Genomic DNA, 12,126 nt, shown 5'->3' on the forward strand with positions numbered 1-12,126 from the left:
GATGTATCAGGACGGCTCCGTCCGCATCCTTCTAGTCGTGACCACTCGACACGGGGAGAAGAGATGAGCACGAGCAACACCAGGGTGAGCGGCACGTCGGGCGTGTCCCGATGATCCGCATCGGCTCCGTGGGGGAGTCCGGGCACGACGTCCGCGCTGAGGGAGCGCGGCCGTCGTTGCCCCGGCAGCGTCGCGCGGTGGACGTGGGGTCCACGACGCGCCCCGCTGCCGGCTGACACACAGACGACAGACCGGCGGTGCAGGGGACCGCCGGTCTGTTGCTGTCCGCGTCCGGGACCGGCGGACGCGCGTCAGGGATTCCTTGTCTGATCTCGCGATTCCCGCCCCTCCGGCGTGTCCCGGCGCCTAGCATCCGGGGCTCATGCTCCTGCGTCGGCAGGGCGCTCGGAAAGGTCGTCATGTCTCGTTCGTCCCGTCCTGCCCTCCTGCTCCTGGGGATGCTGGTGGCCCTCGTCGGCGCACTCGTGCCGACGACCGCCGTCACCGCCGCCTCGACCGCCGGCAGCATCAGCGGTCAGATGCTCGTCACCGGCGGCGCGCCCATCGCGGGCGCCGAGGTGACGCTGTACGCCTCCGACGGCTGGGGCTGGATCGCAGACCACGTCGCCGAGACCGACGCAACGGGCACCTACCAGCTCACCGGGGTGGCACCCGGCACGTACCGGCTCGGCTTCCGCGACCCGTCGGGTGACCACGCGACGGAGTACTGGTCGAACTGGACGACCCTCGAGGCCGCGGACGACCTGTACGTCGCGCCCGGCGCCGTCCTCACGGGCAAGACCGCCGTCGTCACCCGCGCGGGACACGTGACCGGCACCGTCACCGGCGACGCCGACGCACCGCTCGCCGACGTCGCCGTCGTCGCCTACCGCCACACCTGGCCGTGGAACGCCACGAGCTGGGAGCCCACGGGCGAGACGCTGACGTCGGCCGACGGCTCGTACGACCTCGGCGGCCTGGAGGGCGGCACCTACCGCATCGGCTTCACCGACACCACCGATACCTACCTCCCCGAGTTCTGGGACGACGCCGCGTCGGTCGGCACGGCGCAGGACGTCGTCGTGCGCGAGGGCCAGGACACCACCGGCAAGGACGCCAGCCTCGCCCGGGGTGGTGAGATCACCGGCACCGTCTCCGGCGCCGACGGTCCGCTGGCCGACGTCCGGGTCACGGCGTACGCCTTCGACACCACCTGGGACGGGTGGGAGCCGGTCACGTCCGCCTGGACCGACGCTGCCGGCGACTACCGCCTCGGTGGCCTGGCGGCCGACGACTACCGCGTGCGCTTCCGCGACACCGAGTCCATCCACGTGACCGAGTTCTGGGACGACGCTGCCAGCCTCGAGGCAGCCACCCCCATCCCCGTCGGAGCCGGCGCCACGGTCACGGGCACGGACGCCGTGCTCGCGGTGGGCGGTCACATCACCGGACGGGTCACCGACGCTGCCGGCACGCCCCTCGCCGACGTCACGGTCACCGTCTACGCGCACCACGAGGACAGCGGCTGGGAGGAGGTCGCCCACGCCTACACCGACGGATCCGGCGCCTACGACGTGAGCGGCCTGCCGACCGGCGAGCACGTCGTCGGGTTCCACGACGAGTACGGGTACCACCTCGCGGAGTACTGGGACGACGTCGTCACTCTCGCGGAGGCCACCCCCGTCGGCGTGACGGCCGGTGCCACCGTCGCGGGGAAGGACGCCGAGCTGGCCCGGTACGCCATGATCACCGGCACGGTCACCGCCCCGCTCCCGGTCGGTGACGTGGTGGTCACGGCCTACGAGAAGGTCGACGGCAGCTGGGAGTGGGTCACCTCGACCTGGGTCGAGGACGGCGCCTACGAGCTGCGCGGCCTCCCGGGAGGCACCTACCGGCTCCGTTTCCGCGACTACTCCGACCAGCTGCGCACGGAGTTCTGGAACGACAAGGCGTCCATCGACCTGGCGGACGACATCACCGTCGCCACCGGCGCCAGCGCCACCGGCCGGGACGCCGTGCTGGCCCCGACCCACACCCCGCCCCCGACGACCACGACGCCCCCGACCACCACGACGTCCCCGACGACCACCCCGACGCCGACGACGAGCGTGGCGACGCAGCTCGCCGCCCTGGCCAAGGGCCTCGACACCAAGGGCAAGCCGGTCGTCGGCCGCAAGGTCAAGGTGGTCGACCTCGTCACCGAGCTGCGGACCAGCGTGCGCTACTCGTTCCAGTGGTACTCCGGCTCGAAGAAGATCCGCAAGGCCACCCGCGCCGCCCTCAAGGTCACCAAGGCCCTCCCGGGCAAGGCGCTCAAGGTGCGGGTGAAGCTCTCCGCGGCCGGCACCGCGAAGGTGGTGACCCTCAAGCTCGGCAAGGTGCGCTGACGCGTCCCGTCAAGGAAGTGCGGCCCCCGACCGTCTGGTCCAGACCGTCTCCCGCAGACTTCCCGAAGGGTTCTCCTAGTCCCTGCTGCGCTCCCCGGCACGCTCCTAGCCTCGTCCACAGGTGGTCCGTGGGGGACCGCCTGTGGGGACAGAAGGAGTCGCTCATGAAGCGCGACCGGGACAACCAGGGGATCGATCTCAGCGGGCGCATCAAGTCGCTCGAACAGTTCACGGGGTCGTTGGTGGCACGCCATCCGGAGGCAGGCGACGGCCAGGAGCAGATCCCGATCAACGAGGCGCCGCCGACGCGCGTGCCCAACCCGCGGCGTTCGCGCATCTTCCTGCGCAGCGGCGGAGGGCACGAGGGAGGGCACGGGGTGTTCGCCGACCTCACCCTCACCGCGCCGCACCCGAGCGTCGCCACCGACTGAGCGGTCCACCGAGCCACCCGCCGAGCCACCCACCGAGCCACCGGCCGACGCGTGCTCGCGGGCGCCGGACCGGTCCCGTGTGACCCACCGCATCGGGCGTGCCCGATGTGCCTCCGTCGAGCGGGCCCCCTGCTCATCTAGGGTCGCCCGGTGGTCTGGCTGGTCGGCGCGCTCCTGCTCCTGTGGGTCGCGCAGGGTCCCGTCGTCCTGCTCGTCGCCGCCGCGCTGCTCTGCGTCCCGCGGGTGCGCTGGTGGGTGCAGGACCGCACCCACGTGAGCCGTCGCGCAGCCGCCTGGCTGGCCGGGGGCGCCGCACTCGTCGCGCTCGCCGTCGTCGTGGTGCCCGACGGCTGGCTGCCGGTACCGCCGGCGCCGGGCGTCTGGGCCGGACCCGAGTACGTCGGGCGCCCCTCGTCGCCGCACCCCGTCGCCGTCGCCGAGGTCGCCCAGAACCCCCACCGCACGGCCGGCGACCCGGCCGACCGCTCCGGCCCGCTCGGCCACCAGCCCGAGGTGGACACCGCCTGGTTCGGGCTCCAGCGCTGCGGCCGGCTCGAGCTCACCTCGACCGGCGCGGTCGTCGCGCTCTGCGCCAGCGGGTCCGGGCGTACGCTCCGCCTGGTCGACCCCGACTCGCTGCGCCCGGTGTCGACGCTGGACCTCCCCGACGTGCCGGACGACACCGCGTGCGACGGCGAGGCGGTCTACCTCGACACCACGGACCGGGCCGTGGTCGCCACCGGGGACCGTCGGGTGCTCGCGGTCCGGACCGCCGCCGACGGTGGGGCCGACCTGGCGACCGACGCCGAGTGGGACCTCAAGCCCTACGTCCCCCACGGCGACTGCCTCGTCTCGGTCGCGCCGGACTGGTCGGGCCGCATCTGGTGGGCCTCGCACGCCGGCCTCGTCGGCACCGTGGACCCGGCGACCGGCCAGGTCGGCGTGGTCGACCTGGGCGAGGAGGTCGATCGCGACGTCACGACCGACGAGGGTGGTGCGTACGTCGTCACCGACGAGGCGCTGCACCGGCTCGCCGTCGGCGCGGACGGGACCCCGCTGCCGGTGTGGCGCACCGAGCAGGCCGGGTCGAGCGGGTCCGCCCCCGCCCTGCTCGACGGGGGCATCGTGGCGATCACCGACGAGGTCGACGACCGGCTCGGCGTGGTCCTCCTCGCCCGCGCCGACGGCCGGCGGGTGTGCCGGCAGCCGGTGTTCGAGAAGGGCGACGGCGCCACCGACAGCGACCTGGCCCCGCTCGGGTCAGGGGTGGTCGTCACCAACAACGACGGCTACTCGTCGCCGCGCAGCACCCTGCTCGGGTTCACCTCCCAGCCGGGCATCGCCCGCGTCGACGTCGTCGACGGCGCCTGCGTGCTCGCGTGGACCAGCGACGCGGTGTCACCGGCCTCGGGCGCGGTCGCGAGCCGGGCCAACGGGCTGCTCTACGCCTGGACCAAGCGGCCCTCCCTGACCGGCGTCAGCGCGTGGTACCTCACCGCGATCGACGCGGGCACCGGCCGCAACCGGTGGGGCGTGCGCACCGGCACCGGCCTGCTGGCCGGCAGCGACGGGTCGCGCATCATGCTCGACCGCGACGGGTCCGCCTGGCTCGGCACCCTGGCCGGGCTGGTCCGGGTCCACGACCGCCGCTAGGGCGCGCGGTCAGGGCCAGGAGAGCCCGACCGTCTCCTCGCTGGTCTCCCACAACCGGCGCTGGGCCATCTCGTCGCGTGCGAGCGGGGTGGTGCCGACGATCCTCGGGGGGCCCGAGGCCTGGCCGGGGCCGCCCGGCCCGACGTACGTCCCTCCCGGCAGGTCCGCGGTGGCCGCCATCAGGGTCGGCCACGCCCCGGCCGCCGCCGACTGCGACACCAGCTTGACCGCGGCGTCGAGGATGGCGGCCCGACGGCCCTGCGTGGTGCCGAGCTGGCCGTTGACCGCGAGGTGCGTGCCCGCGAGGCCGGGATGGGCCGCGAGCGCGGTGACCGGGAGCCCTGCCCGGCGCAGCCGGCGGTCGAGCTCGAAGGTGAAGAGCAGGTTGGCGAGCTTGGTCTGGCCGTAGACCCCCCACCGGCTGTAGCGACGGCGCACCCGCGGGTCGCCGAGAGGCGCGGTGCGGGCCATCCGGTGCGCCTGCGAGGACAGGGTCACCACGCGACCCTCTCCCGACGCCACGAGCTGGTCGAGCAGCAACCCGGTCAGCAGGAACGGGCCGAAGTGGTTGGTCGCCATCTGCGACTCCAGCCCGTCGACGGTCGAGCGGAACGGTGTCGCCATGATCCCGGCGTTGTTGACCAGCAGGTCGAGCGGACCGAGGCCGGCCGCCGCCGCGCCCGCGGCGCGCACCGAGCCGAGGTCGGACAGGTCGACGACCAGGTGCTCCAGCCGGGCGTCCGGCACCTCTGCGGTGATCGCTGCGGCGGCTGCGTCGAGCTTGTCGGGCGTACGCCCTGCGAGCACCACCCGCGCGCCGTGCCGCGCCAGCTCGAGGGCGGTGTGGAACCCGAGCCCGCCGAGGGTAGGGCCGGTCACGACAGCGGTGCGGCCGGTCAGGTCCCCGATGTCGTCCGTCGTCCAGGTGCCCGTCGCGTCGCTCCTCACGGCGTCACGCCCATCGCGGCCAGCACCCGCTCGCCCAGCGCGGCGTCGCCGCTGAGCCGTACGTCGTCCGACCCTGCCGCGCGTCGCCCGCCGGCCAGCACGACGAAGGTCTCCCGGTCCATGGCCAGGGTCACCGTCGGCTCCCCGTCCTCGTCGGGCGTGGTGAGGCGCCCGCGTCCGTCGTCGCCGACGACGGCGGTGACCGGGGCGTGCCCCGCCACCTCGAGGCGTACGACCGACCCGGCCGGTGCCCCGGCGCGCTTGGCCACGACGAACGGCAGGCTCTCCATCAGGTAGTCGGCCGAGTGGATCGCCGCCGCCGAGTCGAGGTTGCCGTGCCGGCCGAGCGCGCGGCGTACGTCCTGCTCGTGCATCCACACGTCGAGCGGCCGGTTTCGCAGCAGCAGCCCGGTGGTCCAGCCGATGGCGCCGAAGACGCCCGGTGCCGGTGCCGACGGGTCGGTGGGCGGGTCCGCCAGCAGCTGCGTGTGCCGCGCGGTCGTGGCCTCGCGGATCTCCGAGATCAGCGCGTCGCCGGACTCGGCACGCCGCACGACGACGCCCTGCTCGGTGAACTGCCCCATCATCCCTCGCGCGTGGGGCGCGTCGCCGACCTCGACGTCGTCGTGCGGCCGACCGGCCAGCAGCGCCTCGAGGTGCGCGGTGTGGGCGGCGACGGCGTGGACGTCCCAGCCGGGCAGGTCGGTCGGCGTGGCCCACTCGTCGTCACCGACGTGCTCGAGCACCCGCGTGAACGAGTCGACCGCCTCCCACCAGATGCTGACGAGGGCACTGAGTCGTTGCTGATCGGTCTGCGGGTCTGTCTGCGCGTCGCCCATGGAGGGAAGAGTAGGCGGCGGCGCGCGCCACCCGCGCGGGTGAGGGTCCTCGGAATCAGGCAGCGACGGTCCTACGCTGCTGTGAAGGACCAGCCCCGAGCCGGTCGTACCCGCCCTGCGGGCCACCTCATCGAAGGAGTCGTCATGGGTATCGGAATCGGCATCCTCCTGCTCGTCATCGGCCTGATCCTGCTCTTCGCCGTCAAGGAGTTCCCCGACTCGCTCCAGGAGGTCGTCGAGCCGACCACCGTGGGCTGGATCCTGGTGATCGCCGGAGTGCTCGCGCTCGTGCTCGGCCTCGTGATGAACAACCAGCGCTCGAAGACCACGCACGTGGAGGAGCGCCGCGACCTCTAGAGCCAGCCGCGGTCCTGCGCGATGCGTGCGGCCTCGCTGCGCGTGGTCGCCCCGGTCTTGCCGATGGCCGCCGACAGGTGGTTGCGGACCGTGCCCTCCGACAGGTGCACCCGGGCGGCGATCGTGGCGACCGGCGACCCGTCGAGGGCGTACGTCAGCAGCTCGCGCTCGCGACCGGTGAGCGGGCTCGGCCCGTCGACCAGCGACTCCGCCGCGAGGTCGGGGTCGATGACCCGCAGCCCGGCATGGACGCGACGCACGGCATCGGCGAGCTGGCGGGCGGGGGTGTCCTTGACGACGAACCCGGACGCCCCGGCCTCGACGGCCCGGCGTACGTAGCCCGGCCGGCCGAAGGTCGTCACGACCAGCGACCGCACGCCCGGCAGCTCCCTGCGTACGGCGGCGGCCGCGTCGATGCCGTTGAGTCCCGGCATCTCGATGTCGAGCAGGCACACCTCGGCGCCCGACGCGCGGGCCGCCTCGACGACCTCGTCGCCGCGGCCGACCTGGGCGACGACCTCGAGGTCCGACTCGAGGTCGAGCAGCGCGGCCAGCGCCCCGCGCACGAGCGCCTGGTCGTCGGCGAGCAGCAGCCTGATCACGGGAGCGCCACCTCCACCCGCGTGCCGGGTGAGGCGGGCCCGACGCTGAGGGTGCCGCCGGCACCGGTGACCCGCTCGCGCATGCCGCGCAGCCCGTTGCCCTCCGCCCCCTCGGAGCCCACGCCGTCGTCGGTGACGGCGATCCCGGCGGCGCCGAGCTCGATCACCACCGACCGCGCCCGTGCGTGGCGTACGACGTTGGTGACCGACTCGCGCAGCACCCAGGCCAGCAGGGCCCGGTGCCGCGGGTCGGTGTCGGCGACGCTGCCCTCCACCCGCGTCGTGACGCCGGCGTCGGCGAGGACCCGAGGCGCTGCCGCGAGCTCGGCCTCGAGGTTGCCCGCGCGCAGCCCTCCGACGGTGGCCCGCACCTCGGCGAGCGCCTGGCGGGCGGTGGCCTGGATCGACTCCAGCTCCTCCTTGGCGCGCGCCGGGTCGAGGTCGATGAGGCGGGCGGCGAGCTCGGCCTTCACCGAGAGCGCGGTGAGGGAGTGCCCGAGCACGTCGTGCACGTCGCGCGCGACCCGCTCGCGCTCGGCGACGATGGCGTGCTCGCCGCGGGCCGCGATGGCGAGCTGCTCGCGCTCACCGAAGATCCGCAGCATCACCCCGCCGATCATGATCGGCCACAGCATCAGGAAGAAGAAGGTCGGGAAGTCGTCGATGCCGAGCAGGGACAGCAGGGGGAACGCCGCCCAGAAGCCGACGGCCCACTTCCACGCCGGGCTCGGGAGCTCCAGCGCGGAGAGGATCGCCAGGTAGGGCGCGTAGGAGATGACGCCGATGCCGATCACCGGCAGCGTCGCGAGCCCCAGGGCGACCATCGCGGCCAGGCACAGCCAGGTGTTGCGACGACGCGAGTAGCCCATCACGTTGGCGACGGCGAACCCCAGGATGCAGAGCCAGGCACCCACCTTGGCCGCGACCGGCACGTCGGACTCCGCGACGGCGATGGTCGGGAAGGCGAGGAAGACGAGCCAGATCGCGGCGAACGCCCAGCCCCACTTCTCCCACGGGTTGTCGGGGAGCGGCTCGGCGGCGCAAGACGTCGTCACGTGCGCGCCCGGCTCCGCCGTACGCCCCACAGCGCGAGCATCGCGAAGATCACCGTCCACGCCAGCACGTTAGCGACTGGCAGCCAGAGCGGGTCGGTCCCGGCGACCGGGAGGTGACCGTCGGTGAGCGGGAAGCGCGCCAGCGCGACGTAGCCGTAGAGCGGGGTGAGTCGCCCCAGCTCGAGCATGAAGCCGCTCATCGGCGTGAAGACGTTGCCGAGGAAGGCGAGCACCACGATCATCCCGGAGGCGATCCCCGCGGCGTTGGGACCGCGGAACACCAGGCAGATCGCCAGGCCGTAGACCGCGAACAGGGCGGACCCCAGCCACACCACGGCACCGGACAGCACCCAGTCGGTCCAGTGGCCGCGCGCGCCGGTGGCGGCGCCGATGGAGAAGATGGCGACGACCGGGACGGCGGCGACGGCCATCGCCACGGCCGCCTTGGCCGCCACGAAGGCGACCGGTCGCATCGGCGTCAGGCCGAGCTGGCGCCCCCACCCCATGACCTGCTCCGTCGCGGCGCTGCCGGCGACGCTGGTGGTCGCCGTGACGGCGCCGTACGCCGCCATCGAGATCATCACGTACATCGCGACGTTGCCGCTCCCGATCGGGTCGTCGGACCCGAGGCCGAACACGAGGAACATGAAGGTCGGCAGCCCGACCACGAAGAACATCCCGATCCGGTCGCGCAGCTGGCGGCGCAGGTCCAGCCGGGCGTACGTCGCCATCGCGGGCCTGCGACCGGTGCGAGCGGCGGCGGGGGCGGGGGTGGGGGTGTCGGCGAACGTCGAGGCGGTCATCGGGCGGCTCCTTCCAGCTCGGCGGTCAGGGCGAGGAAGGCGGTCTCGAGGCTCGCGGCGGACACGTCCACGTCGGTGACGCCGAGGGGAGCGAGCGCGTCGTGCACCCGGGACAGCCAGGCGGCGTCGATGCCGTCGGCGCCCACGACCGCGGCCGGGGGCCGGAACGTGAGCGTGCGACCCCCGTACGCCGCCCGCACGTCGGCGGTCGCGGCGTCGTGGACGATCCGGCCGCGCGCCATCAGGACGGTGCGCTCGGCGAACTCGTCGGCCTCGGCGAGGTAGTGGGTGGCGAACACGATCGTGCGCCCGAGCGCCGCGTCGGCGCGCATCGCCCGCCAGAACTCCTGCCGGGCGCCGACGTCCATCCCGGTGGTCGGCTCGTCGAGCACGACCAGGTCGGGGTCCGGCACCAGGGCCAGCGCGAACTTCAACCGCTGCTGCTCCCCACCGGAGCACGCCTCCACCCGGCGCCCGGCCAGGTCGGTGAGCCGGGCCCGCTCGAGGACGACCTCGACCCGGTCCGTGCGGCCGTGGAGCGCGGCGATCGCGCGCACCGTCTCCTCGACGGTGAAGTCGTTGAGCAGCCCGCCGGTCTGCATCACCGCGGACACGCGACCCTGTCGTACGGCCTCACCCGGAGCAGTGCCGTACACCTCGATCGTCCCCGCGTCGGGCCGCGTCAGCCCGAGCAGCATGTCGACGGTCGTGGTCTTGCCGGCACCGTTGGGGCCGAGGAAGGCGACGATCTCGCCGGGGTGGACGGTCAGGTCGACGTCGTCGACCGCGAGGACCGGGGTGCCGTCGGTGGAGTGGAACTGCTTGCGCAGGCCCACGGCGCGGATCGCTGGAGTGCTCATGGCGCCAGCCTCACGCCGTACGGCCCGGCGTCCGGGGTGGAGTTGTCACGACCTGCCCGTGACACCTGTCATCGGCGGGTCGCCCGGTAACGGCCCGCCCGCCCGGCCTGCCCGCCCTGCCCTGCCTGCCCGGTAACGGCTCGGACATGGCACTCCCGCCCCCACTGGTGGGGGCGGGAGTGCTGATGTCGACCCGTTACCGGGAGGCGGCCGGGATCAGAAGGACGCCTCGTCGAGGTCCATCAGGTCGAGGGTGGTGGCCTCGGCGATGGCCCGCTCGGCGCTGATCCGCGGCAGGTTGGTCTGGGCGAAGAACTGCGCCGCGTGGACCTTGCCCTCGTAGAACGCCTTGTCCTTGGCGGACACGTCGCCGGCCAGCTTGTCGAGCGCGACCTCGGCCTGGCGCAGCAGCAGCCAGGCGCAGACGACGTCGCCGAGCGCCATCAGCAGGCGGGTGGTGTTGAGCCCCACCTTGTAGATGTTGCGCAGCTCCTCGGCCGACGACATCAGGTCGTTGATCATGTGCCCGACGACGGCGTTGGCGTCCTCGAGAGCAGTGGCGAGCAGCGCCCGCTCGTTCTTGAGGCGACCGTTGCCGGCCTCGGAGGCGATGAAGCCCTCGATCTCCTTGGCCAGGTGGCCGAGCGCCCGGCCCTGGTCCTTGACGATCTTGCGGAAGAAGAAGTCCTGGCCCTGGATCGCGGTCGTGCCCTCGTAGAGGGTGTCGATCTTGGCGTCACGGACGTACTGCTCGATCGGGTACTCCTGCAGGAAGCCGGAGCCACCGAAGGTCTGCAGCGACTCGGTGCCCAGCAGCACCCACGAGCGCTCGGAGCCGTAGCCCTTGACGATCGGGAGCAGCAGGTCGTTGACGGCCGCGGCGAGGCGGGCCTCGTCGGAGTCGGCGGTGCCCTCGTGCTCGGCGATCATCACCTGGTCCTGCCAGGTCGCGGTGTAGAGCACGAGCGCGCGCATCGCCTCGGCGAACGCCTTCTGCGTCATCAGCGAGCGGCGTACGTCGGGGTGGTGCGTGATGGTCACGCGCGGGGCGGTCTTGTCGGCTGCCTGCGTCAGGTCGGCGCCCTGGACGCGCTCCTTGGCGTAGTCGAGGGCGTTGAGGTAGCCGGTCGACAGGGTCGCGATGGCCTTGGTGCCCACCATCATGCGCGCGTTCTCGATGACCTGGAACATCTGCGCGATGCCGTCGTGGACCTCGCCGAGCAGCCAGCCCTTCGCCGGCTCGCCGCCGCCGACCTGCGGGTCGCCGAAGGTGACCTCGCAGGTGTTGGACACCTTGATGCCCATCTTGTGCTCGACGTTGGTGACGTAGACGCCGTTGCGCTCGCCGGTCAGCTCGCCGGTCTCGAGGTCGAAGTGGTGCTCGGGCATCCAGAACAGCGAGAGACCCTTCGTGCCGGGGCCGCCGGCACCCTCGACGCCCTCGGGGCGGGCGAGGACCAGGTGCATGATGTTCTCGCTCATGTCGTGCGTGGCGCTGGTGATGAAGCGCTTGACGCCCGTGATGTTCCAGGAGCCGTCGTCGTTGGGCGTGGCCTTGGCGCGGCCGGCGCCGACGTCGGAGCCGGCGTCGGGCTCGGTGAGGACCATCGTGCAGCCCCACTGGCGGTCGACCATGTGCTGGGCGACGGCCTTGTCGCGGTCGTTGCCGTTGCGGTGGACCACGTTGGCGAAGGCGGGACCGGCGGCGTACATCCAGACCGGCGCGTTGGCGCCGAGCACCATCTCGCCGATGGCCCAGATGAGGGACGAGGGCGCGGGCGTGCCGCCCATCTCCTCGAAGACCTGCAGGCGCCAGAACTCGGAGTCCATCCAGGCCTGGTAGCTCGCCTTGAACGACTCGGGGACGGGCGCGGTGTGGGTGGCCGGGTCGAAGACGGGCGGGTTGCGGTCGCTGTCCTCGTAGGAGGCGGCCAGGTCCTCGCGGGAGAGGCGCTCGACCTCGCGCAGGATCTCGCGGGCGCTCTCGCCGTCGACCTCGCCGAACGGGCCGGTGCCGAGCACCTCGTCGCGGCCGAGCACCTCGAAGAGGTTGAACTCGATGTCGCGGAGGTTGGTCTTGTAGTGGCTCACAGCTTCCACCTGTCCATGTCGCGTGCGGGTGTGGATCCGGGTCTGGATCGGGGGACGAGCGCATCGGCTACTCGTCGGTAACAAAATGATGCCTCGCGAC

The 12,126-nt window shown here is 73.0% G+C and carries 11 protein-coding genes; 4 read left to right on the top strand and 7 right to left on the bottom strand.

The window, feature by feature from the left end; all coding sequences use genetic code 11:
- Positions 1-419: 419 nt before the first annotated feature.
- The 3 genes from IEZ24_RS05075 (at position 420) to IEZ24_RS05085 (ending at position 4,471) form a co-directional block, all read left to right on the top strand.
- Positions 420-2,387, top strand: coding sequence for a carboxypeptidase-like regulatory domain-containing protein (locus IEZ24_RS05075; protein ID WP_129453036.1), 1,968 nt, complete (start codon positions 420-422; stop codon positions 2,385-2,387).
- 164 nt (positions 2,388-2,551) lie between these two features.
- The gene (locus IEZ24_RS05080; protein ID WP_129453035.1) at positions 2,552-2,818 is read left to right on the top strand and encodes a hypothetical protein; all 267 of its coding nucleotides are present in this window, start codon (positions 2,552-2,554) and stop codon (positions 2,816-2,818) included.
- A gap of 150 nt (positions 2,819-2,968) precedes the next feature.
- Positions 2,969-4,471 carry a PQQ-binding-like beta-propeller repeat protein gene (locus IEZ24_RS05085; RefSeq protein ID WP_129453034.1) on the top strand — a complete coding sequence of 501 codons (1,503 nt, stop codon included), beginning with the start codon at positions 2,969-2,971 and terminating at the stop codon, positions 4,469-4,471.
- Positions 4,472-4,480: 9 nt separating this feature from the next.
- On the opposite strand, the gene IEZ24_RS05090 is transcribed toward IEZ24_RS05085, so the two are convergent.
- Both IEZ24_RS05090 and IEZ24_RS05095 read right to left on the bottom strand, forming a co-directional pair.
- Positions 4,481-5,419 (bottom strand): oxidoreductase, encoded by a 939-nt coding sequence (locus tag IEZ24_RS05090; protein ID WP_129453033.1) that lies wholly within the window; start codon positions 5,417-5,419, stop codon positions 4,481-4,483.
- Positions 5,416-6,258, bottom strand: a complete 843-nt coding sequence (locus IEZ24_RS05095; RefSeq protein ID WP_129453032.1) for a maleylpyruvate isomerase family mycothiol-dependent enzyme — start codon at positions 6,256-6,258, stop codon at positions 5,416-5,418. Before IEZ24_RS05095 ends, IEZ24_RS05090 begins: the two co-directional genes overlap by 4 nt.
- Before the next feature lie 144 nt (positions 6,259-6,402).
- Between IEZ24_RS05095 and IEZ24_RS05100 the strand changes: the two genes are divergently transcribed.
- Entirely contained in the window at positions 6,403-6,615 is a 213-nt protein-coding gene (locus tag IEZ24_RS05100; protein ID WP_129453031.1) for a DUF6458 family protein, read from the top strand.
- On the opposite strand, the gene IEZ24_RS05105 is transcribed toward IEZ24_RS05100, so the two are convergent.
- From IEZ24_RS05105 to IEZ24_RS05125, 5 genes are all read right to left on the bottom strand, one after another.
- Positions 6,612-7,217, bottom strand: coding sequence for a response regulator transcription factor (locus tag IEZ24_RS05105; RefSeq protein WP_129453030.1), 606 nt, complete (start codon positions 7,215-7,217; stop codon positions 6,612-6,614). The genes IEZ24_RS05100 and IEZ24_RS05105 overlap by 4 nt on opposite strands.
- A complete protein-coding gene (locus tag IEZ24_RS22225; protein ID WP_129453029.1) occupies positions 7,214-8,272 on the bottom strand; it encodes a sensor histidine kinase in 1,059 nt (352 codons plus the stop codon). Before IEZ24_RS22225 ends, IEZ24_RS05105 begins: the two co-directional genes overlap by 4 nt.
- Entirely contained in the window at positions 8,269-9,075 is an 807-nt protein-coding gene (locus tag IEZ24_RS05115; protein WP_224744854.1) for an ABC transporter permease, read from the bottom strand. Before IEZ24_RS05115 ends, IEZ24_RS22225 begins: the two co-directional genes overlap by 4 nt.
- Positions 9,072-9,935 carry an ABC transporter ATP-binding protein gene (locus IEZ24_RS05120; RefSeq protein ID WP_129453028.1) on the bottom strand — a complete coding sequence of 288 codons (864 nt, stop codon included), beginning with the start codon at positions 9,933-9,935 and terminating at the stop codon, positions 9,072-9,074. Before IEZ24_RS05120 ends, IEZ24_RS05115 begins: the two co-directional genes overlap by 4 nt.
- Positions 9,936-10,151: 216 nt before the next feature.
- On the bottom strand, positions 10,152-12,026 hold the full coding sequence (locus tag IEZ24_RS05125; RefSeq protein WP_129453027.1) for an acyl-CoA dehydrogenase: 1,875 nt from the start codon (positions 12,024-12,026) through the stop codon (positions 10,152-10,154).
- Positions 12,027-12,126 lie beyond the last annotated feature (100 nt).

This window comes from Nocardioides ganghwensis (assembly GCF_014779655.1).
GTDB lineage: Bacteria > Actinomycetota > Actinomycetes > Propionibacteriales > Nocardioidaceae > Nocardioides > Nocardioides ganghwensis.

Excerpts from the sequence above, each read along its gene's own strand:
- IEZ24_RS05075 (WP_129453036.1), top strand. The coding sequence starts at position 420 with ATGTCTCGTTCGTCCCGTCCTGCCCTCCTGCTCCTGGGGATGCTGGTG.
- IEZ24_RS05080 (WP_129453035.1), top strand. The coding sequence starts at position 2,552 with ATGAAGCGCGACCGGGACAACCAGGGGATCGATCTCAGCGGGCGCATC.
- IEZ24_RS05095 (WP_129453032.1), bottom strand. The coding sequence starts at position 6,258 with ATGGGCGACGCGCAGACAGACCCGCAGACCGATCAGCAACGACTCAGT.
- IEZ24_RS05100 (WP_129453031.1), top strand. The coding sequence starts at position 6,403 with ATGGGTATCGGAATCGGCATCCTCCTGCTCGTCATCGGCCTGATCCTG.
- IEZ24_RS05115 (WP_224744854.1), bottom strand. The coding sequence starts at position 9,075 with ATGACCGCCTCGACGTTCGCCGACACCCCCACCCCCGCCCCCGCCGCC.
- IEZ24_RS05120 (WP_129453028.1), bottom strand. The coding sequence starts at position 9,935 with ATGAGCACTCCAGCGATCCGCGCCGTGGGCCTGCGCAAGCAGTTCCAC.